Genomic DNA, 19,312 nt, shown 5'->3' on the forward strand with positions numbered 1-19,312 from the left:
GCCCCATCTGCCGTTGGTGTTACCTTTTTAACGGTCGGGGCGCTTACTTTGAATCGTAAGAAACGTAAATGGCAGGACGAGCTTTTTCAGTTACGATAGCATCATAATAGTTTAATCCTTTGATGGTATCTCTGTAGCCGTCACGGTCTTGTGAAGCTGGAATTAGATCAATAGAGTTGTATTTTTCAACTGGCGAACAAACCATCAAAGGCACAAGAATATAATTAATTTTCTTCGTAGAATCTACCTGTAAACGAGATTTTGCAACTTTTTGAATAATAGTATCGGAACCGTCTAACTGCGCAACTTTACGGTTAATACCTGAAATTTGTTGCTCGTTCGTAGTAAATGTTTTTGAAACACCTTTTGCATTTTTTAATGCTGAATAGTAGTCAGTGGATGCAAACATAATAAACGGACCGACAATTTCTGCATCTGTCATATACGCTTCTGCTGCGTCATAAGAAGCTAAAGAGTTTTCTGTAGTAATGGTTTCTTTTACCGTTTTTCCAACGTATTTTCCTTCGCTATCATCATCCGCAGCCTCAGCAAATGCCGCTTCTAATAAGCGTTGTACAGCAGTTCGATCTTTTTCAGGAATCGCAATTAAACGAGTATGCTCTTCCACAAGCGCTTGAACTTCGTAGGAAGCATTTTCTGATTGATCTAATGTGTCTAAGTCATAACCAAACCAACGCTCTTTCTCTAATTTGAACGTTTCTTTTGCCACATCAATTTTAGAACGTTTATTGTCTTCGTTACGTTTATAATCACTAGCAGTAAAACCTTTCATTTTGTTGATGCGGACTTCTTTTGCGCCTACAAAATCCGCTTCAGTTACTGCAGCAGCTCCACCTTTCAATAAATCCCAAACTTGCGAACCTGCGGCAAATTCTTTGTCAATTGCTTTTAAATCTTTGCTATCTAAAATAACTGGCATAATTTTTCATCTCCTATTTCTTTTCTAAATTTTTAGTCAAATTGCTGCGCCAATCGGTCTCTTTTGTTGCTGTAGCAACGTTTACAGTTTGACCTTTCAGCAATTCTTTTTGGATACCATCTCTAGCTTTTGAAATAATTTGTTTTAATTCGTCTACAGCTTTCTTTGTATCCTCGTCTGTATCTTTCACAAGCAATAAATCGGCTTGCGCAGCACTTACGTAGTCGGAAAGGCCATTCTCGGATAAATCATTACGAACAGATTCGGCACGCGTTAAACGGTCAAGACGAGCTTGGGCTTCCTTTTCTCGTTTTTCCGCTAGTGCTTCTTTGTCAGCGGCTTCTTGTTCTTTCGCCTTAACACGTTCTTCCGCAGTCATTTGCTCGTAAGATTTTTGCTTTTCCCAATCAGATTTTGCTTGCTCCACTGCTTTCTTAGTTTCTGCTGCAATCATTTTTGATACATCTTCACGGGTAAAAGTCTTTCCAGTTTCTTTTCCGTCTGGATTTTCATTTTTGGGATTTTGAGAATCCTTTGTCGATGAATTCCCAGATTCGTTTGAATTGTCAGAGTTTGGCTCATCAGAATTTGGCTCATCTGCAAAAAATTGTAAATCCATCGGTAATAATAAGTGTTTTTCTTCGTTCATGTTAAAACCTCCAGCCATTACGTGGCTAATCGAAATTAATAGGTTACGCCTATCAATCGAAACAGCTTTCTCTTTAACGCCTGTAAGCAGTAAGAAGGCAAATAAAAAAAGCCTAACTTTCGCTAGAACTTTTTGTCTTTATAAGCAGGTGCAGTACTACACCGACACCAGTTGTGAATAGGACTTGCATTGATTCCTGGGCTCATTTCAGAAACCTTATGTGGATTTGCACTTGCTATTCCTACACAAATAGGACAAGCGCTTGGTTCTACAATTAGATTGTATTCTTCATACCCATATTTTTCGTAGCTTTGCTTTTGTACTTCGCTTTGTATTCTTGCAGATTCACTAATCATTAGCCGACGTGCGACATAATCAGCCGTTTCCTTTCCTCGCAAGCTGTCAATCACAACTAATCTCCGTAGCTCTCTAGCCAGTACATCTGGATGCTTACCTGCTGCTAGCCCAACTGTTAATAAGCGATCGATACTCGCTTTCAAAACATCTTGGTTTGCCCACAAACGTTGAGAAAATGTCGCGTTATGAAACGACCCCTCAATAATCGCTTTAGTAAACAATCGATAAGTTTCTTCGGAAAGAACAGACTCGCCTAATATCCCCGCTTGTCGTACAAACTCCGCTACAGATTCCTCTGTTAACATTGCTGTAAAATAGGTCTGTAGCTGATTAGTGTTGTCTGTTAAATACAAACCTATTTTCGATTTTAAAAGCTCTAAACGATTAACCTTCATAGTTAAATTGTATAACCTTAATTGCTCGTTAGCTTCTTTTGAAAAATCTCTTGTTTGTACATAACGTTTCGCTTTTTCCGCGAAAATTTGTACGTCATGTTTACTTGCACATCGTTTCGCTTCATCAATGTTAATCTTCTCTTTCCCTGCATAAGCGACGTAAAACTGTTGAATTTCTGCTTCTATCGTTTTCCATAACTGTAAATACCGTCTATGAATTTCTTGTTCGTAATTCACATGTCGTTTCAGCATTTCTTCGATATGTTTTGCTTCTCGTTCCGCCCAATAATTACTCATGTTCTTCGGTCACTTCTTCCGTAGTTCGAGTAAATTTACCGAAATCAACTTGTGGATTTAAACGTTCTTCCGTTTCTTCGTCCTTTATACGTTCCATTTCTTGAGTTACGTCAGGAACAATCGATAATACGCCTAATTGCGTTTCTCTTGAAACAATCCCTTCAAGTTTTTGTGCAGTTTCCGCTTCGTCTTTAATATTGCGCGGAATATTAAAGTCAAAAGTGTATTCTAAATTAAACCATTCCTTAGCTTTATTGGCAGGTACATTCGTAGGCAATGAAAAAATCATTTTGTACATTTGCGCATATGCTTTTTTAAACTTCCTAGCTTTCGCTTGTGCTAAATTCCTAGGATTTTGCATTTTAAATTCTAGCGAAATCCCAGAAGCGTTATTGCTAAAACTTTCATCGTTTGCATTATAAGTCATAGACATTTGATAAATTAACCGCTCTAATCGGTCTAATAGATTTTCTTGTGTTGTATCTGAACTAGGTTTATCTAAAAAATTAATATCTACCGATTCGCCTTCATTTAAAGGCTCAGCACTATTAATCACTCGGTTATCACGTAAATAGGAAGCGACGTTTTCGTCAGCTAAATCTACCCCTATCATTTTTAAGTAGGCATCCGCAAAATAACTCACGTCGTTCGCTTTTTCTGATAGAGCTTCGTTGTAATTATTAATCAGCGACCACACAGACTCAATACGTCCTTGTCGTTCGTCATTTTCCATAAACTCAATCATAGGCACTTCACCGTACGGATTAGCGATTGCCTCTTTTCCACCTAATAAATAAGACAAGGCTTTCTGAAAAACGGTTGGTCCTCTCTTAGTTTCCAATCGTTTAGAAGTCTTGTCTTGTGTAAAAATAAACGTTTCTGTGCTATTTTGTGGATAAACAGTTGCCGTTAACTCGTCCCTTGTCATTTTGTTGTAAAGAACCGCAAACATAGGCGCTTTTAATAAGTCATCTGCGTAAACAATGAATCCTTGTGTAGGTTTTAAATAAGTTACACACGTTTCCGCTTCTTCGTTTTGATATAAAAGCTTATAAGCATGTCCATAAATAGCAGTTAGCTTAGAAAGCTCCGCGTCGTTGTCTTCTTCGTCGTTTCGTTTACGGAAATCTTGAACAAATTCTTTTACCTCACCATCTGGATGAGTAATCTTTGTTGGTTTACCGTTAAAGAAAGCTGCAGAACTGTCTACAACATAACGGGCAAAGTTGACTGCAATTCGATGGTCAGGTTTTCCAATTCCTTTATTTTTTTGATAATAAATATCATGTTGACCGTTGTAGAGCTTTTCTAATTCTTCGTAAAACCCAATTAATTTCCGATGCTTATTAATGTATTTATCCACCAAGCGTTCGTCAATCTTTGCGTTTTTATCACAATAAAAGACACGATTTCCTAAAAGGTCAACGAATTCACGTATTTTACTTTCAGTATTTGGTCTACTTACTTTTTCTGTCATTAAATAACCCCCTTCACGCTCTGTAGCTTAATTCCTCGTGCTTTTTTACTACGATGTTCTACTGCGTATCGTAAAGCATCTATCACGTGATTATAGCTATCAATAGGTTCATTGGTGTACTCCCCTGTTTTCTTGTCTTTAGCCCATGTGTAGTTTTCTAATTCCTCAATCAGTTTTACGCAACGATCGTCTACGATTATCTCATATTGCAATAAAAAAGAAAGCCCCTGTCGTATTGAATCAGGGCCTTTCTTAGCTGCACGTATTCTAGTAATTCCGTTCTTCTTGATTTCTGCAATAGATTTCTTTTCAGCTGAATCTGCAGTGATAACTTCTTTTGCATAGCCTAAATCTTTAATAACCGTTGAGATTTCATCATTCAGCAAGCCTTTTTTGACGTATTCTTCAAGAACATAAATACGTTTGTTCTTCTCGTCTACCTTTGCATGCACAAAAGCGGAAGGGTCGTTTACATACCCAAAGTCTAAGCCAAAATCTGAATCAATCTGTCTTAACAGTTCGTCGTGCTTGTCTAATCGTTTTCTCTGATAGTTTGGAAATACAAGTTTATCTAGCGTAGCAAATTCTCCTAAAGCATATATGCGATAATACGCTGGGTTTCGTTTGGCTAAATCCTCAATCACCTTTTTATTTTCACTATCAAGAAACCGATTGTCTTTATAGGTGCTGTGATAAATACCCGTTCTTCGTTGATCGACTTCTGCTTCCTCATCAAAGAAAGATTTATATACCCAGTTCAGTTTAGAAACTGGGTTAAACATTAAAAAGATTTGACGTTTCACATGCTTACGTTCACGTAAACGCAAAGTAAGCTGTGTATAATCTTCTAGTGTAAATTCTGTTGCTTCTTCCATCACGACGTCAGACAGCCCTTTGATGGATTTTATTTTCTCTGGGTCATCCATTCCCTTGAAAAGAAACTCTGCGCCGTTTGGTAACGTGATTCTAAAATCAGTGTTATTTACTTTACACTTGTCTAGCAGTCCCCAATCAGAAAGACACGCTTTCACATCCTCGAAAATAGAGTCTTTTAAGCTACGCCCTACTTTTCTTGTAAATAAAATCTTTCTTGGTTTCTTCCATCTTTGACATGCTTTAAAAACAACCTTTTGAACGACACCGTGACTTTTGCCAGATGAAGCGCCGCCCCAATAAACCTCGGTGAATTTAGAATAATCCACCAATCGATCATAAAACGATTTGTTAAAAACTCTTGACGGGAAGTTAAACTCTAAAACGATATTACGTTTCTTCGTCTGCATCCCACTCACCAACCTTAATCACAATATCGCCCGTTTGTAAATCGACTTTATCAGTGAACAGCGCATGACGTTTACCAAGAAGCTCGGCTGCTTTTAAACGGTCTTTTGCGCCCACATCGATGTCTACAACGGCTTGTGCGCCTTCGCCTACACCAATTAGCGTGGCTTCTTTGTACTCGCCACGCATAACAGCTGTTAGGTACTCTAGCACCTCTTGGGCATCGGCTGTTCGTTCGTTTTTCAGTTCTGCGAGGCGTTCGTCTATATAAGCTCTGAGGTCAGGTTTAGTCAAGTTTTCCTGTCCTATCTGCTTTGCAGTCTTTTCGCTATATCCCGCTCTGATAGCAGCCTCTTTGGCATTTCCTGTCTCGATGTAAAAGTCACAAAATCGTTTCTGTTTCTCGGTCATTCGCATGTTATTCACCGCCTTTCTGTCTAATAATTTATCACTTCACATACATTTCTATATTCTCTTGTATATGCTTATCTTTCCAACTACCATAACCACAATAAACTAGCTTGCACGCATCAATTTCCTTCGGCGTGGCTTCTCTCGTCATTTCAACAATAGATGCATTCTTTTTTATCTGCACAGACATTACAACACGCATTGAAACAGTTGAGTGCTTCGGCTGTGGATATTCATGTGTTAACGATACATACCAATAGCTTTTCATGTTCTCTCTCCTAATTGTTTTTATGTATATTTGTTTATTGTAAGACAAACGCTTCAATTCCTGTTATACTCACTGCAAGACAGCAACTCCTTTTTGCTTCATGTAACACTTCCAGTTATTTCAAAACATAATCTGCTGTCTGGCCACTAGATATTTTATCTGGTGGTTTTTCATGCGAAAACAATCCAAATATCCGACAAAACTTGACAGCTGTGTTACACTTGTTTTAGGTAGCACTCTTTCATAATAGCTAAAGTTCATAAACTACAAGTGACACGAGATTTTCACTAACGCTACCTAGCCACTAGATCCCATTTCTAGTGGCTTTTTTTGCACAAAAAAAGACCACTCATTTTTATTGAGTAGTCTAAAGATTTATATTAGACTGCCTAGCCAATCTAACACTTATTTAACAATACTAGGTTACTAGCCACTTTATCCTGTTTCCGCAGGCTGGCTAATTCTGAAAGGAGGTGAACCGATCATTAAAGTAAGAAACATTTATTGACGATTTTTATTTAAGCAGCAAAAGTTGCTTATTGACATGACAGGAGTCGAACCTGCATATACTTAATTAAACTCTCATCAATTGAGCTATACAACGATATTAAAAAACAAAAAATTCTTCATTATAAAAAGTCACCGCATAAGCGATGACTAAAAATTCAACTCATATAAATAAAACAATATCGAAATAAATTATTTACTATTAATCTTCCTAATTATATAATGTAATTATTAAATATAATTAGGAGGAATCTTATGCAATCATTAACATTGAAAAGAGTTCAAAAATTTGATATTAGTCAGCCAATATCACTTTCAGATGACAACAACGTACTAGGTACTATCGCTCCTGACAGCCCAAAAACTTTGACTGTAGAATCAAGAATATTTAAAGTATTCAATGCTACATTTATGGAAACTATAAACGAAAGTATCTTTGTACTTAACGATGACGCTGAATTACAAGCTATTAATGAGTATAAGCGTTCAGAAGTTTTTAAAGTTTTTTATGACACCACAGACAAAGTCTTATATTCCACAGCACCATCAGCGATATCTCGTAACTTCTTCAAAACACTAGAAGAGACAGAGCCCTCTAAAGTTAAACTTAGCAATTTTATTTTTGATTTCAAAACAATCCAAACTAAGTTAAATTCAACAAGAGGGATTGCCTTTACCACGGAAGAAGAAGGTGTTCAGAAAAAACGCTTCACTGGCGATAATGTAGAGGCAAATCAAGAAGCTGGGGAAGCATTGACTGATGACACTGCTACTTTCCTAATAGGTAAAATGGATATTTTACAGAAAGAACGAACTATTGGATTTACTAAGGCTGGGGCACTATTAATGTATAGTTCTCTAAATGATATTGATAATGAGAATCCTTTTTTGAACGCAGCACGAGCTATTATCAAAATAATCAGCTGACTTTCCCTAACATAACATAATCCTTTAAAACTGTATCAACTTTTGTTATATCTTTTGTTGTAAGTACAATTTTTTTGTTAGTAGTCTTGAAATTGACTCCATCTATTTTAAAAGATAGATCGAATTTTATATCTTTAGGTTTATCGTAAGTTTTAATTGTTAGTAGGTAAAAAGGATTTTTTTCCATATTTAAAGATACCGTATAGTAGGATTTTTCCTCATACGGTTTTTTATCGTAATTCGATTCTTCCGAAATCACCTTAAGAGTTTCTTCTATTATATTTCTGTAAAAAGACCATTGTTTACGTACATCTCTATGTGAAGTTTGTGATTTAAATATAATAGTCATTGAAAATCTGTCATCTACATATTCATTCCATCTCAAATCAAACTCTGCTTCTATTCCTCTGTCATTCTTAAATTTAATAACTCTAGACTCTTCTTTTTTGTTATCCTTCAAAATTTGAATACTTTTACTTTTTAATATTCGGTATAACTCTTCTTTTAACTTATTAGTATTCTCAATTGAAAGCCCAGGAGTTCTGTAACTCATTTCCCAACGAACGGTTTTAAAGGAAAAATACGTCCTAAATTTATTAACCCAAAAAAACATGGTATTTGAATTATTATAAATATAAAGGATAAAGCCGCTTAGCAAGCTAATCAAAGTAGTAGTTAATTTAAAGATGTTTTCCTTCTGCTCCCTATCAAAAAAGCTTGGAACTAGTGTACACAGAGAAACGACGAAAGCTATCATGACAATTATATTCAATATCAATTTGCCTAAAGAAGTTTTTTTCATGTAAAACACAGCCTTCTAAATGATTTTATGCAATTATATCATACCTTAAGTAAATCTTGAAAGATTTCATTCTATTTCCGTTTATGAAATAATAAACGCCACAGCCGATGAAGATTTGACTATGGCTTGATTTTCTTTACACCCCGTCCACAAGCTGTAAACTAGGTATTTACCGGCGAATGATTATTAAGCTACCTATAGCAATGATCGCTGTGATTTACATGACAGGAGTAGAACCTACACAAGCAATCAAGTACCATTAAAGATCTGTAGAAAAAGAGAGAGGAATTACACCCCATTTCTTTTAGTTTGAGAACGTCTGATTTGTGAGTGATCATTTGCAAACTACATACCGCTATCTTGACAAGTGCTTTCAGCGTACGTCTACGTGTAAGCTTAATGCCAAGTTTATTGCAATATTTGGCTACCTACGACTAAACGAGACCAAAAGAACTGGACTTTCCACATCCTTATTCTTTATTTTTTTGTAGGTAGCCTCAAAAGATAAGCGAAACGGAGCTAAGATAGGTAATGCATGCCTTACCTCGTTTCCTTATCTTTCGACACTACCATAGTAACATCTAAATATTGATAAAAACCGCCAACTTTCCGCAAAAAAACCGCCAAAAATTTTATCTATAGGCGATTATTTTTCCATTTCGATACGCTTCAGCAAATTCAATTAAAGCTTCTGATTTCATACGTTGAATACTTCTTTCAGAATATCCAACTTCTCTAGCAATCTTGTAATTAGAGTAATGATCCTGCACACAAAAACTGTAGTGCAGAATTTGTCTACTAGTCAAACTCAAAGCCATAAGTGCAGATAAAATTGCATCTCTTTCTGCTTCTGCATCAGCTAATTGTACCAGTGCATCTTCTGTTTTGTTTCCGTGTCTTTGGCTTTTAGGCATCTCTGTAATAATTGGTGATTTTAAATCTATCAAAGAACGACCAGCTATTCGCTCTAAACGTCTAAAACTCTTCAACACATTTCTAGCATTCGCTTTTGTTTGTCGAAAATCTACTTCTTTTAACAATAGAATCAAGTGAAATCGCTCCTTTTATGGTATAATAATTTATAATAAACATATCATCATTTAAGAGTTGCTTAGCGGAAACTAAGTAGCTTTTTTTATTTATCCAAACATATATAAGAAATGCTTATTCTTTGCTCATCAGCGACTCTATATGATATAAATTATACTAAGAATACTATTCCAATAGCTATTCACTTCTCAGCCAGTCGGCGGAAACCGACTGGCTATTTATTTATCAAAATATTCATCACTCATACATGTTTGTAGTCAACAAATTATTGGTTGACTATAAAGAAAACAATAATAATTCTACAATATTTTACAATCTTCCATTCGTCATCTTTCACATCATCTTTATTCATTTGATATTTTCCATCTAATAAATATTTTTGGCATAGAAAGTATTTTCAAATCTATTTTTCAATGGTATAATCACTTTAACTTTCTTGGGGATTTTATTTATGAAATAAATTTCCTCCTTTTCTACATTAACTTCTGGTAAACAGTTAATAGTAGTACACGTCTCTACAAGAGATTTATTGTCGATTTTTAATCGGCTATTTAATAGCACTTTATTTGGGGAAAGTGCTAACTCACACCTAAAGAACAACTGGCGGAAAACAGTTGTTTCTACCACATAAGTCAGCTAGTGGTCAGCTGGCTTTTTTTGTTGCCTTAAATTTCATAGTAATGTATTATTAATTGTCTCTATCTGAGATGAAAATGTATCTATAACTAGCTAGCGGAAACTAGTTAGTTTTTTTATACTATTTTTGTTGGTTTTAAAACTACTTAGCCTTTTTATATAAATGTGAACGTCGAATAATTGAATATTAAATTCTTTAAATTTAATCATCTTCTTTACTCGCTTTCTAACCGAATAATTCTCTTTGATCTGTTTACCCGTTTTACCCACTACACTTGTTCCTCCAAACTTGTAATTTCTAGTTCTGTTCGTGGTCGCATACTGTACAACTTTTGGCAAACCATCATAGCAATTTGACCATCGTTTTTATATAAAATACCTTCGGCAGCATCAGTGACTGCTTTGAAATAGTTGTCCAAGTCAGGTTTCTTATCGCAATATTTTCGCTCTAATTCCACTTCTAAGCGTTTCTGTTTATTACTTAAGGCAGATTTAGGCGGATGGATGTAAAACGTCACATGTGCGGAAATTGGCCCTTTTTCAATCAACTTTGCTCTTGATTTACGAAAATAATTCTTTACTTGATTTTTGTATTCTTTCATCGCTCGATCTTCGTAAGTTTTAACATAATTTCCACGCCTTGCAAATCTCGGGCGACTTTGTGGCTTGGGCTCAATCGGTAGAATAATTCGCATCTCTTCCACCTCGAACCTTACAAATCGGCTTCTTTGACGAATACTCCGTTTACCATTTTTCCTTGGCGGTTTTTAATTTCGCTATATGCTTGATTTAAGCATTCGTATAAATCCATGTTATTTTGCATAGCGAGAATAATTAACGTCACAACCATATCCCCGATACCATCTCTTAAGTCGTTTTCGTTGTTTCTTGCCAATGCAGCGCCAACTTCTCCGACTTCCTCAATCACTTTTAGCATTTGCTTTTCAGGTTCCGCTTTATCTAAACGCTTTTCTTTCGCCCATTCTTCCACTAATTTAACTAATTCATTCATCTAAAATTCCTCCCCGAAATCTAATTCACGTTTTAGCTTGCTGTGAATCGATTCTAGCTCTTTTTTGTATTCTTTGACTGTTTGTATTGTTTTACCACTAGAAAGCACATAATCGCGTTCTATTGCGACGAGAGCCTTACTTAAATTGCCATAATAACCAATCAAAGCGAGTGATTCTTTTTGTGTACCGTCTTTATCAGTCAAAATGGTTAACTCTCCGTGTTCGTTTCGTCTCGCTTTATTTACGATTACTTGCTTATCATCACTAGTAATTCGATAATCAAGTACTCTCATTTCAATCATGATTTACTCTCCTCCCAACAATTCTTGCATTTGTCTTTCAAATTCAGCTTGCTCTTCTGGTGATAGCTTTTCTTCTTCACCGTTCGCTTGATTCATCCATTCAGGCACCTTTTCTTGCCGAACAGGTTTATTTTGATATTGCTTATTTTGTGTTTTTTTATCTGCTCGTTCTCTCTCGTTATTTAGATAATCAGCATATGTTTTTACACCATTTGCTCGCCAATTTTTCAAAATACCAGCAAAATAGCTATATCTTCGTTCATTATTTCTAGCACAGATATTAACAGCCTCTTTCAATAACTCGAGGTCTCCGTCAAAATCAGCAAGATCATATTGTAAATCAGTGATATTAACAGGAGTAGCAGGACTTACATTCTGTGAATAATAGCGGATTAACTCCGTTAGTTTTTCTTCACCTAACGGCTCTTCAAAGAATGCTTTCTCAACCGACGTTTCAGGTGACAACGGATTGATGCAACTTTCTGTTTCTTTTTTGTTTACTTTACTTTTATTTACTTTACTTTCCTTTACTTTACTTTGTGTATTAATGTCAGCATTAACTGTTTCATTTTGAGAGTTACTGTTGACATTAACTATATATTTAGTTGGTTTTGGTGTTTTCCGTCTTTTTGTCGCTTCGAAAAATGTCGCTTGGATATTCTCACTCGTAAGCACCTTGACCGAGTCAAACAGTTCTTTATCAAAAAATCCCCATAAGACTAAGCGGTTCACTATTTGATTGAGCATTTCCTTACTTACTCCAGGCAGGCGTTTTAAAAGAGTTGCTTGCGATAAATCATCCCACAAAATGAAATATCCTTTTTTGTATATCGCACAAAGCAGTTTGATTACCGCAAGTTCTCCTTTAATACCAAATTCCCCAGCAATAGCTTCTATTTTTTCGTCTTCAAAAATTCCAACATCAAGAGGAAAATAATCCAAACCTTCTTTTGCAGGTCTTGCCATTACATCTCCTTCTTTACTCTAATGGTGGATTTTTAGTATCAAATAAATCTGTTTGATTCAATGAATCTGAATCAGCTTCATTAATTACTTCTGCTGTTTTCATCGTAGTATTTTCTTCTACTTCCGTTTCGGAAATAATATTTCCATCTTCTTGCATTTGTTGAACTTTTTCATCTGAAGTTGTCGCTTCTTGCATTTCGATGGACAAAATCCCCCATTTTGATAACATATTTCTTAATACTGTTTTACGAGCCATCGCATTATAATCTGTAGCCCAGACACCGCTCAATTTTGTTTTTTCTTTGTCTTTGCTATTTGCAATTCGATGAGCTTCAATTTCTTGTTTGGTCCAATAAACAGTTTTCTTGAATCCATTTAATAGTTCAAAATATCCAACATATCCGATTACATCGTCTGATTGTCTACCATTTGGATCAAATTCAAATTCTTCCGTTAACCTGTTCCAACTCAGTAACTCTCCTTCGTAGACTTCAATAACATTTAATGCTTTATATTTACCTGACCGTTGAGCCAATTGAATATACCCTTTATATCCTAAAATAAATTGGGCTTTCCTCTCCCATTTGCCAGTCTGCTTATTTTTAGTATTAAATGGTACGAGATAGGCATAACCTAGATTTTTATCTAATCCTAAATTTAATGTAGCAGCTGTTAAAGCCCCGCTTAAAATAGACATTGGCTCGCTTTCTGCCAAGTAGCTATCATTAGAAACTAAGGTCATGACATTTGACATAAAAGCATTAGCATTTTCATGAAGAACTTCCTCAAATTTCCGCTTCATAGTAGGAGTATTCATTAATCCTTTTAAACCTAATTGATTCGCAGGAACTTGTTTTTGATTTTGTTGTGATAATTGATTTTTTAAGGTCTCGTTTGTTGCCATTATTACTTAATCTCCTTTTCTATTAATCTTCGTGGCGTAGTAACCATATATATTTCTTCATCTTCTGCAATTTGAGGATATTTTTCAGCAAACTTTTTACTGTTCAATCTTTTAGTAGGTATTTCCTTCCACTCAACAATATGTTTTTTAGTAATACCAATGCTTGCATTTCTTTTTCCCAATTCGCTTTTTATTTCATTTTCAATTTTTCTAATAGCTACATCCAACTCTTTTTTGGTTTTCTTCATTTCATTTTTTTGGTCTAACAATTCATCAAACGAAGCAGGTAAAGTAGTTTGCGTTTCTTCTATGTCGCTATACTTATCCTTTAAAAAGTCAGCTGTTGCCTTACTTCCGTCAATAATAGGTTCAACGCCTTTGATTACGTTATTTTCCCAAAAATCAACTAATTGCTCGGTCAGTACATCGATTAATTCCTGATCACGTTCTACCCGTTTCCAAATAAATTTCTGACCACCAATTAAAACTGCAATATAACAATAGTCTTTATTCAAAACATTCATATAATGCTGAACTTGGCAAAGATAACTCAATGGCACTTCGTCTCCTGCCCATTCTTTCGCTAAAAATTGATTTGCAGTTTTGCATTCTAGAATGGCATTTTCTCTAACCACTTCTCTATCAATATTTGCTCTTAAAAAAGGATGGAGCGAATGTTCGAAGACTTGATTTCTACGACGAACTTTTTTTCCTGTTCTTTCTTGGAACTCTTTCGCAACAACTTCTTCTAAAACATTTCCCCAATAGGCTGGCTCGCTTTCTGTATCTTTCAGCTCAACTTGACCTGTTTTCTCTAGCCATAATTGATAAGCTGATTTATATTGATTCAAGCCTAAAATTGTTGCAACGTCTGATCCTCCAATTCCTTTACGCCTATCCTCAAGCCATTCTTGATGGCTCATGGATAAAGTAGATTGAATCATCTTTCGTCTTCCTCCTCATCGTATTCCCACGTTAGCTCTAACACTTCTTTTTCTTCAGGTGGCTCTTGTCTTGCCCCTAGCGAATCAAATTCAGGCATTACAATCCCTCCCAAAATAGTTTTATTTTTTCATCTTCCAATTCGATATAATCGACACCTTGCATTTGTAATTGATCTAAAAATGGTTTTGTAGCTCCTTTACTGCTTACCACACAACTTGTATTGCCATAAGATGCAGATGTCCGAACAGATTGAATAATGTTATTCTGTGCGTTTGCTAGCATTAATTCGTAAATGTCGTTACCTAAACCTCTTACTTCAATCATTACAACTCACCTCGTAAAAAATCTTTTAACAATATATCTAGTTTTTCCTCATTATTTTGTTTAGTTGAAGATGATTCTGCACCAATAAATGATTCTTTTATTTGTTTACATTGCGGACAATCACAATCATGAGCAAGTGCTTCCTCTTTAAATTTTTCAAATAATTCACTAAATGCAATTGCTTGTTCAGGCAAAGAACCTGCAAGTAAAACACTGGATGCTTCCATCATTTCTGAATCAACAGTTGACAAAACAATCGTAACTTTTCCTTTCCGACATTCTTTAACAAGTTCCATTAATAAATTTTGAATTTTATCGTTCATTTTGATATACTCTCCTTAGTTAATAAATTTTGAATTTTTTTGTTCAATATTTGCCCTGTTCGTTTGCAGACGTTCGGGGCTCTTTTTGTACTATGCTTAATCTCTCTGGATAAACGTTTTTATCAGCTGAAACATACGGATATTCTTCAAACAACTTTCGCATGACTTCCGCTTGTGTTTCTCCAATCACATATGTTTCTCTACTAGCTTCGCCTATAGCTACATACATTTTTTATCGCCTCCTTTTTTAGAGTATTGATACTTTGCTTCATCCCAGTTAAAAAACCAATGGATAAAGAAAGGTGCACTTAGTGTTGCTAGTATTGGCATTGAAAAGTGGCTTTTCAGCAATACTCCTAGTACAATCATCAATAAAAATGCGCCTACTAATCGTGTTTCTCGGATTGCTTTCATGTTGTTAACCTCCTATATTTTGATATAATTCAATTGAAAGTGAGGTGCAAAAATGTTTTTTGTGATTAAACGAGCTTCTGATAAAAAATACTATTTTTTGATTAAAACTGAAGAAAATGAAATAATCGCATCAAGCAAAACTTACTACTACAAATCTTCTGTTTTAGAAATCATTGAATCCATTAAGAATGATATGAATCCAAAAGCAATCATTGTTGATACTACTTTTAACTGAGGATAAGTTAGGCTTATCCTTTTATTTTTATTTACTGATCTAGCTCACTTCTTTAAACATATCTCCGTTTCCATTAGCCATATCAATTCTTGCTTGTAATTCCAAGTTAGGCTTCCATCTAGGAATTAGAGCTAAAGCTTCTTCATATCGAACTTTTGGAATGTCTACATAAGAGGCTACATCGAATAATGCTTTCAATTGTTTATAGCAATTACTAAAGGCTGATTGCTTAATACTTGAATCCTGATAAGCCAATGTTTTTTTGCCACCTAATACTTTGATAACAGTTGATGAAACTAGCCCTTGTATCTTTCGTTGTTGGCTTCTATTAATTGTAGTTTCTGTTTCTAGCTTATCTAAACGTTGATTTACAAGAGTCAATCCACGTTCATGTTTTAACGCAGCTTCTAATAACAATTCTGTGTTATTAATCGGTAAGTTTGATTGAGTTTTAAGCAATTCCTCCATTTGGTTAAAAGCTTCAATGTATTTCAGTTTGAATGAATCTGCTTTTTTTCCAGTGAATCCAAATACAATGAAAGAAAAGCCATCTCGATTCATGTAGTACAATCTTTGTTTTCTACCTCTTGAATCTTTGTATTCTCCTTCAGCAAACATGTTTTGGTAATAAGCCGAATTTTCGGCCGATTGAATTTTAGCCTCTATTGCTTCAATAACATGCTTATGTTGTTTTTCAAATACTTCAGCAACTTGTAAACTAGTTGTTACTGCTTGTTGGTTTTTCATAATTACTAAGTTGTCCATTTTTTCCTCCTTAAATTGTTTCTGTATCGCTCTTTCCTTTAATCCCAATGATTCATGATGTCATTACAAATTTTTATAGCTTCTTTAGCAGGCCAATATCTTTTTCCCTTGCTAGTACCAGGCTTTCTTTTCTCGATCATTTGCATACGTTTATCTTTTACAAAATTTTGTTCAACTTCAGGAACAGACATTGAATACCTTGACGATAATTGTTTGATGTCTAAATACTCGGCACGTTCATTTAAACCTTGGCTAGCTTCATCTATTACTTGCTCAAACATTTTTCTTAGAATCTTTTCTATAATGTTGTATAGAAAGTTTTTTGAAGATGAATCTAGAAAATTTTCCATTCTAATCACTCCTATCTGATATTTAATATTTTTTGAACTTGCTCTTCTGAACGTCTACGAACACAAAGAATATCTGACAAGTAAGGACTTGAAATTCCCAGTAGTTTCGATAACCAAGATTGGGTTTTCCCTGCGCGAATTAGAGCTGCTCTTACACCAATTTCTAGGTCTTGTGACATTTAATCACTTCGCTTTCTTTTTTGATATAATTTCCTTATCAGCACTAGCATGCTGAAATAATTGATAAGGGGGTGAGGTAATGTATAATGTTGTAGAAAAATCTATTCCCTTTTTAGAAAAATATTCTTTTTGGGTGTCGATAGCGTTATTTTTATTTTGGGTTATCCAAAAGAAAAGTAAGCTGTATATTTCTTATTTAACTAATAAAGCCAAGAACAATTATGAACGGAAGTATTTTGAAATTTTTGCATACAATGAAAAAAATAAAAATCATCAAATACAATTAACTAGTAGCTGGCTTGACCTTTACAAAAGTTACTGGAAAAGAACGAACAATACTCTACTTTTGTCATTTATTTTTGCGTATATTTCTTTCAATACAACATCTTATTTTAGAAACGATTCAGATAATTTTTTTAAACTATTAACCATTTCCACAAGTCTGTTCCTAGCTGGATTAACATACATCCAACAACTATACCGAGAATAAAGATGAATATTTGAACAAATAAAGATTCTTTATATCTATTTTTCGCCTTAGTATCTTCTGCCAAAGTACTAAGGCTGTTTGCAATGCTTTCCAAAGCCGTTACTATACGCAGCTTAGATTCCATTTAGAACTCCCCCTATCTGATTTTGTAATAAGCAATAATATCGGTCATTTGCTTAAGATGTTTTTCTGGATTGTTAAGGATTTTACGTAGATATTGTTCTGTAATCCCTAAAGCACTTGCTACATCAGGAATCTCCCATTGATTTTTCTCAAAGTGATTCAAGATTTTTTGACGTGCTTCTTGAATATTTGCCATGCTTTTTCTCCTTTCTCTGAATTAGTAAACAAATTAATCAACTAATTTCTAAATTTCATTGACTTGTTTTAACATTAATGTTAAAATCGGTTCATAGCTAAATAAGACATTAAAAACGTTGATTTTATAGCTTTCTTGGCGGTTAGCATTTATTTATCAATAGTGTTTTTTGTTGTCTTTTTAGTTGATTAACTTGTTTACAAGAATCATATTAACATAAATGTTAAATAAGCGCAAGTATTTTTAACATAAAAGTTTATTTTTCTTGTAACTTTTAAGGAGAATGTTATTATGACAGTGTTTGATAGGATCAAATTATTAGCAAAAGAGAGAGGAAAATCCTTAAATCGAATCGAAGAAGAATTAGGTTTACCAAAAAATGTTCTGTATCGTATGAAAACTTCCGATAATCCTACTAAAGATAGACTAGAAACTTTAGCTAATTACTTTGATGTATCTGTAGATTATCTATTGGGAAGAACTGATAATACTAAAGCAACTGATGAAAAAAAATCTGATGATTTAGATGATGTACTGGATAACGTCATGAGCTTTGACGGTAAACCGCTTGATGATCATGACAGAGAAGTTATCCGTGCATATTTAAAGGGTAGATTCGGGAAATAAGTCAAAGGTTGTGCTTATATGAAAAGTATCAAAGAGTTGGTAGAAGAATATAATGTGGAGTTAGTTTTTACTACTTTGAACAAACGCGCATGTTTCGACCCTACTTACGGTATCATATTTGTAAATCAAAATTTAACACCAACAGAACAAGAAGAAGCAATATATCACGAATTAAAGCATGTAGAAGACCATGTGGATATAATGGCATTGTATAAAATTCCTGTTTTTCGTTCTAAGATGGAATCCGAAGCAGAACAATATATGTTTAGAAGCTTAATCGAAAAATATGAAGGACAATACAATTACTCAAATGTTATAGCTCATTACAACTTAAAAATGGGACAAGAAATTTATTTGAAATAAAAAAGTCCGTGCTGGGAACACGGATTTAAACCTCATTTAGAGAGTGAGAGAACTTCATTGAAAATAAATCAAAAATTCTATAATTACTCTATTGTTGTTTTAGCATTAATCTCAATCGCTTTAGTTATTCTTGATTTTTCAAATGTTATTAATATTAGTAATCCACCATTTAACATTATTGATAATATTATCTTAATCACATTTACAATTGATTACATTGTTAGATTTTTTATTTCAAAAAATAAAATCAAATTTTTTAAAGAAAATATTTTTGATCTGATCGCAATAATTCCTTTTGATGCTATTTTTTCTTTCTTTAGAATCGCTAGGTTGTTTCGAATAGCTAAAATAGCTAGACTTGCAAAGCTAACAAGAGCGATAGGTGTGGTTGGCAAATTAACAAGAAACACTAAATCATTTTTAAATACGAATGGATTTTTAAACGTGATTTATTTAAGCTCAGTTCTTATTGTTATTTCAGCAATGATTTACTCATATGCAGAAAATGTCCCGTATATTGATGCATTTTGGTGGGCTTTAGTGACAACAACTACTGTTGGTTATGGCGATATTTCACCAGCTACGCCATTAGGTAGAGTTGCAGCAATCATTTTAATGATTTTAGGAATTGGATTTATTGGTATGCTTACTTCAACTATTACAGAATATTTTAATAAAAGTAATAATGAAGATGAAGAATCAAATGATAAAATTGAAATACTAATTAATAAAATTGATCAATTAGAAACTACGATTGAACAACTAAAAGAGGAAATAAAAAAATAACGCACCCTC

The 19,312-nt window shown here is 34.3% G+C and carries 29 protein-coding genes; 5 read left to right on the plus strand and 24 right to left on the minus strand.

Going from position 1 to position 19,312, the window contains the following annotated elements:
• Positions 1-43 precede the first annotated feature (43 nt).
• From IGK72_RS08485 to IGK72_RS08515, 7 genes are all read right to left on the minus strand, one after another.
• Positions 44-940: a hypothetical protein gene (locus IGK72_RS08485; protein WP_002363368.1), complete on the minus strand. Its 897-nt coding sequence runs from the start codon at positions 938-940 to the stop codon at positions 44-46.
• Between the two features lie 13 nt (positions 941-953).
• A complete protein-coding gene (locus IGK72_RS08490; protein WP_010710204.1) occupies positions 954-1,589 on the minus strand; it encodes a DUF4355 domain-containing protein in 636 nt (211 codons plus the stop codon).
• Between the two features lie 122 nt (positions 1,590-1,711).
• Positions 1,712-2,638: a minor capsid protein gene (locus IGK72_RS08495; RefSeq protein WP_002388191.1), complete on the minus strand. Its 927-nt coding sequence runs from the start codon at positions 2,636-2,638 to the stop codon at positions 1,712-1,714.
• A complete protein-coding gene (locus IGK72_RS08500) occupies positions 2,631-4,115 on the minus strand; it encodes a phage portal protein (protein WP_002388192.1) in 1,485 nt (494 codons plus the stop codon). The genes IGK72_RS08495 and IGK72_RS08500 overlap by 8 nt, the downstream gene beginning before the upstream one ends.
• Complete coding sequence (locus IGK72_RS08505) at positions 4,115-5,398, minus strand: PBSX family phage terminase large subunit (protein WP_002398613.1); 1,284 nt, start codon at positions 5,396-5,398, stop codon at positions 4,115-4,117. The genes IGK72_RS08500 and IGK72_RS08505 overlap by 1 nt, the downstream gene beginning before the upstream one ends.
• Positions 5,379-5,813 (minus strand): terminase small subunit, encoded by a 435-nt coding sequence (locus tag IGK72_RS08510; protein WP_002364295.1) that lies wholly within the window; start codon positions 5,811-5,813, stop codon positions 5,379-5,381. The genes IGK72_RS08505 and IGK72_RS08510 overlap by 20 nt, the downstream gene beginning before the upstream one ends.
• A 31-nt stretch (positions 5,814-5,844) precedes the next feature.
• On the minus strand, positions 5,845-6,075 hold the full coding sequence (locus IGK72_RS08515; RefSeq protein ID WP_002364294.1) for a hypothetical protein: 231 nt from the start codon (positions 6,073-6,075) through the stop codon (positions 5,845-5,847).
• 762 nt (positions 6,076-6,837) lie between these two features.
• Here IGK72_RS08515 and IGK72_RS08520 point away from each other — a divergent pair.
• A complete protein-coding gene (locus IGK72_RS08520) occupies positions 6,838-7,509 on the plus strand; it encodes a hypothetical protein (RefSeq protein WP_002398611.1) in 672 nt (223 codons plus the stop codon).
• On the opposite strand, the gene IGK72_RS08525 is transcribed toward IGK72_RS08520, so the two are convergent.
• The 12 genes from IGK72_RS08525 to IGK72_RS08580 form a co-directional block, all read right to left on the minus strand.
• On the minus strand, positions 7,502-8,311 hold the full coding sequence (locus IGK72_RS08525; protein WP_002388196.1) for a hypothetical protein: 810 nt from the start codon (positions 8,309-8,311) through the stop codon (positions 7,502-7,504). The genes IGK72_RS08520 and IGK72_RS08525 overlap by 8 nt on opposite strands.
• Before the next feature lie 632 nt (positions 8,312-8,943).
• Positions 8,944-9,360, minus strand: a complete 417-nt coding sequence (locus IGK72_RS08530; protein ID WP_002388198.1) for an ArpU family phage packaging/lysis transcriptional regulator — start codon at positions 9,358-9,360, stop codon at positions 8,944-8,946.
• A gap of 906 nt (positions 9,361-10,266) precedes the next feature.
• Positions 10,267-10,701 (minus strand): RusA family crossover junction endodeoxyribonuclease, encoded by a 435-nt coding sequence (locus IGK72_RS08535; RefSeq protein ID WP_250856954.1) that lies wholly within the window; start codon positions 10,699-10,701, stop codon positions 10,267-10,269.
• 8 nt (positions 10,702-10,709) lie between these two features.
• Positions 10,710-11,009: a MazG-like family protein gene (locus tag IGK72_RS08540; protein WP_002372047.1), complete on the minus strand. Its 300-nt coding sequence runs from the start codon at positions 11,007-11,009 to the stop codon at positions 10,710-10,712.
• On the minus strand, positions 11,010-11,312 hold the full coding sequence (locus IGK72_RS08545; RefSeq protein WP_002368214.1) for a hypothetical protein: 303 nt from the start codon (positions 11,310-11,312) through the stop codon (positions 11,010-11,012).
• Between the two features lie 3 nt (positions 11,313-11,315).
• On the minus strand, positions 11,316-12,278 hold the full coding sequence (locus IGK72_RS08550; protein WP_002372048.1) for a Lin1244/Lin1753 domain-containing protein: 963 nt from the start codon (positions 12,276-12,278) through the stop codon (positions 11,316-11,318).
• A 13-nt stretch (positions 12,279-12,291) separates the two neighbouring features.
• A complete protein-coding gene (locus IGK72_RS08555; protein WP_002364218.1) occupies positions 12,292-13,182 on the minus strand; it encodes a recombinase RecT in 891 nt (296 codons plus the stop codon).
• A 2-nt stretch (positions 13,183-13,184) separates the two neighbouring features.
• Positions 13,185-14,126: a YqaJ viral recombinase family protein gene (locus IGK72_RS08560; protein ID WP_002364219.1), complete on the minus strand. Its 942-nt coding sequence runs from the start codon at positions 14,124-14,126 to the stop codon at positions 13,185-13,187.
• A 97-nt stretch (positions 14,127-14,223) separates the two neighbouring features.
• The gene (locus IGK72_RS08565; protein ID WP_002364220.1) at positions 14,224-14,451 is read right to left on the minus strand and encodes a hypothetical protein; all 228 of its coding nucleotides are present in this window, start codon (positions 14,449-14,451) and stop codon (positions 14,224-14,226) included.
• Positions 14,451-14,774, minus strand: a complete 324-nt coding sequence (locus tag IGK72_RS08570) for a hypothetical protein (RefSeq protein ID WP_002380444.1) — start codon at positions 14,772-14,774, stop codon at positions 14,451-14,453. The genes IGK72_RS08565 and IGK72_RS08570 overlap by 1 nt, the downstream gene beginning before the upstream one ends.
• Positions 14,775-14,817: 43 nt before the next feature.
• Complete coding sequence (locus IGK72_RS08575; protein WP_002364222.1) at positions 14,818-15,003, minus strand: hypothetical protein; 186 nt, start codon at positions 15,001-15,003, stop codon at positions 14,818-14,820.
• Positions 14,994-15,188 carry a hypothetical protein gene (locus IGK72_RS08580; RefSeq protein WP_002364223.1) on the minus strand — a complete coding sequence of 65 codons (195 nt, stop codon included), beginning with the start codon at positions 15,186-15,188 and terminating at the stop codon, positions 14,994-14,996. Before IGK72_RS08580 ends, IGK72_RS08575 begins: the two co-directional genes overlap by 10 nt.
• A gap of 52 nt (positions 15,189-15,240) precedes the next feature.
• Between IGK72_RS08580 and IGK72_RS08585 the strand changes: the two genes are divergently transcribed.
• Complete coding sequence (locus tag IGK72_RS08585) at positions 15,241-15,423, plus strand: YegP family protein (protein WP_002364224.1); 183 nt, start codon at positions 15,241-15,243, stop codon at positions 15,421-15,423.
• Between the two features lie 39 nt (positions 15,424-15,462).
• Here the strand turns inward: IGK72_RS08585 and IGK72_RS08590 are convergent, their stop codons facing one another.
• From IGK72_RS08590 to IGK72_RS08610, 5 genes are all read right to left on the minus strand, one after another.
• Positions 15,463-16,188, minus strand: a complete 726-nt coding sequence (locus IGK72_RS08590; protein ID WP_025187960.1) for a Rha family transcriptional regulator — start codon at positions 16,186-16,188, stop codon at positions 15,463-15,465.
• 38 nt (positions 16,189-16,226) lie between these two features.
• Positions 16,227-16,538 carry a hypothetical protein gene (locus tag IGK72_RS08595; RefSeq protein ID WP_002381719.1) on the minus strand — a complete coding sequence of 104 codons (312 nt, stop codon included), beginning with the start codon at positions 16,536-16,538 and terminating at the stop codon, positions 16,227-16,229.
• Between the two features lie 11 nt (positions 16,539-16,549).
• The gene (locus IGK72_RS08600; RefSeq protein ID WP_002388204.1) at positions 16,550-16,717 is read right to left on the minus strand and encodes a hypothetical protein; all 168 of its coding nucleotides are present in this window, start codon (positions 16,715-16,717) and stop codon (positions 16,550-16,552) included.
• Positions 16,718-17,134: 417 nt separating this feature from the next.
• On the minus strand, positions 17,135-17,332 hold the full coding sequence (locus IGK72_RS08605; protein ID WP_010712611.1) for a hypothetical protein: 198 nt from the start codon (positions 17,330-17,332) through the stop codon (positions 17,135-17,137).
• 12 nt (positions 17,333-17,344) lie between these two features.
• Entirely contained in the window at positions 17,345-17,527 is a 183-nt protein-coding gene (locus IGK72_RS08610; protein ID WP_002388205.1) for a hypothetical protein, read from the minus strand.
• Positions 17,528-17,818: 291 nt separating this feature from the next.
• Between IGK72_RS08610 and IGK72_RS08615 the strand changes: the two genes are divergently transcribed.
• From IGK72_RS08615 to IGK72_RS08625, 3 genes are read left to right on the plus strand one after another with little or no spacing between them, the layout of a single operon-like run.
• Complete coding sequence (locus IGK72_RS08615) at positions 17,819-18,154, plus strand: helix-turn-helix domain-containing protein (RefSeq protein WP_002388206.1); 336 nt, start codon at positions 17,819-17,821, stop codon at positions 18,152-18,154.
• Between the two features lie 18 nt (positions 18,155-18,172).
• Positions 18,173-18,517 carry an ImmA/IrrE family metallo-endopeptidase gene (locus IGK72_RS08620; protein ID WP_002388207.1) on the plus strand — a complete coding sequence of 115 codons (345 nt, stop codon included), beginning with the start codon at positions 18,173-18,175 and terminating at the stop codon, positions 18,515-18,517.
• A 57-nt stretch (positions 18,518-18,574) separates the two neighbouring features.
• Entirely contained in the window at positions 18,575-19,303 is a 729-nt protein-coding gene (locus IGK72_RS08625) for an ion transporter (RefSeq protein WP_002388208.1), read from the plus strand.
• Positions 19,304-19,312: the final 9 nt, after the last annotated feature.

The organism is Enterococcus sp. DIV0183 (assembly GCF_050541505.1).
GTDB classification, from domain to species: domain Bacteria; phylum Bacillota; class Bacilli; order Lactobacillales; family Enterococcaceae; genus Enterococcus; species Enterococcus faecalis.

Coding starts and splice junctions, on each gene's coding strand:
- IGK72_RS08485 (WP_002363368.1), bottom strand. CDS start 940: ATGCCAGTTATTTTAGATAGCAAAGATTTAAAAGCAATTGACAAAGAA.
- IGK72_RS08490 (WP_010710204.1), bottom strand. CDS start 1,589: ATGAACGAAGAAAAACACTTATTATTACCGATGGATTTACAATTTTTT.
- IGK72_RS08495 (WP_002388191.1), bottom strand. CDS start 2,638: ATGAGTAATTATTGGGCGGAACGAGAAGCAAAACATATCGAAGAAATG.
- IGK72_RS08500 (WP_002388192.1), bottom strand. CDS start 4,115: ATGACAGAAAAAGTAAGTAGACCAAATACTGAAAGTAAAATACGTGAA.
- IGK72_RS08505 (WP_002398613.1), bottom strand. CDS start 5,398: ATGCAGACGAAGAAACGTAATATCGTTTTAGAGTTTAACTTCCCGTCA.
- IGK72_RS08510 (WP_002364295.1), bottom strand. CDS start 5,813: ATGCGAATGACCGAGAAACAGAAACGATTTTGTGACTTTTACATCGAG.
- IGK72_RS08515 (WP_002364294.1), bottom strand. CDS start 6,075: ATGAAAAGCTATTGGTATGTATCGTTAACACATGAATATCCACAGCCG.
- IGK72_RS08520 (WP_002398611.1), top strand. CDS start 6,838: ATGCAATCATTAACATTGAAAAGAGTTCAAAAATTTGATATTAGTCAG.
- IGK72_RS08525 (WP_002388196.1), bottom strand. CDS start 8,311: ATGAAAAAAACTTCTTTAGGCAAATTGATATTGAATATAATTGTCATG.
- IGK72_RS08540 (WP_002372047.1), bottom strand. CDS start 11,009: ATGAATGAATTAGTTAAATTAGTGGAAGAATGGGCGAAAGAAAAGCGT.
- IGK72_RS08545 (WP_002368214.1), bottom strand. CDS start 11,312: ATGATTGAAATGAGAGTACTTGATTATCGAATTACTAGTGATGATAAG.
- IGK72_RS08550 (WP_002372048.1), bottom strand. CDS start 12,278: ATGGCAAGACCTGCAAAAGAAGGTTTGGATTATTTTCCTCTTGATGTT.
- IGK72_RS08555 (WP_002364218.1), bottom strand. CDS start 13,182: ATGGCAACAAACGAGACCTTAAAAAATCAATTATCACAACAAAATCAA.
- IGK72_RS08560 (WP_002364219.1), bottom strand. CDS start 14,126: ATGATTCAATCTACTTTATCCATGAGCCATCAAGAATGGCTTGAGGAT.
- IGK72_RS08565 (WP_002364220.1), bottom strand. CDS start 14,451: ATGATTGAAGTAAGAGGTTTAGGTAACGACATTTACGAATTAATGCTA.
- IGK72_RS08570 (WP_002380444.1), bottom strand. CDS start 14,774: ATGAACGATAAAATTCAAAATTTATTAATGGAACTTGTTAAAGAATGT.
- IGK72_RS08575 (WP_002364222.1), bottom strand. CDS start 15,003: ATGTATGTAGCTATAGGCGAAGCTAGTAGAGAAACATATGTGATTGGA.
- IGK72_RS08580 (WP_002364223.1), bottom strand. CDS start 15,188: ATGAAAGCAATCCGAGAAACACGATTAGTAGGCGCATTTTTATTGATG.
- IGK72_RS08585 (WP_002364224.1), top strand. CDS start 15,241: ATGTTTTTTGTGATTAAACGAGCTTCTGATAAAAAATACTATTTTTTG.
- IGK72_RS08590 (WP_025187960.1), bottom strand. CDS start 16,188: ATGGACAACTTAGTAATTATGAAAAACCAACAAGCAGTAACAACTAGT.
- IGK72_RS08595 (WP_002381719.1), bottom strand. CDS start 16,538: ATGGAAAATTTTCTAGATTCATCTTCAAAAAACTTTCTATACAACATT.
- IGK72_RS08600 (WP_002388204.1), bottom strand. CDS start 16,717: ATGTCACAAGACCTAGAAATTGGTGTAAGAGCAGCTCTAATTCGCGCA.
- IGK72_RS08605 (WP_010712611.1), bottom strand. CDS start 17,332: ATGGAATCTAAGCTGCGTATAGTAACGGCTTTGGAAAGCATTGCAAAC.
- IGK72_RS08610 (WP_002388205.1), bottom strand. CDS start 17,527: ATGGCAAATATTCAAGAAGCACGTCAAAAAATCTTGAATCACTTTGAG.
- IGK72_RS08615 (WP_002388206.1), top strand. CDS start 17,819: ATGACAGTGTTTGATAGGATCAAATTATTAGCAAAAGAGAGAGGAAAA.
- IGK72_RS08620 (WP_002388207.1), top strand. CDS start 18,173: ATGAAAAGTATCAAAGAGTTGGTAGAAGAATATAATGTGGAGTTAGTT.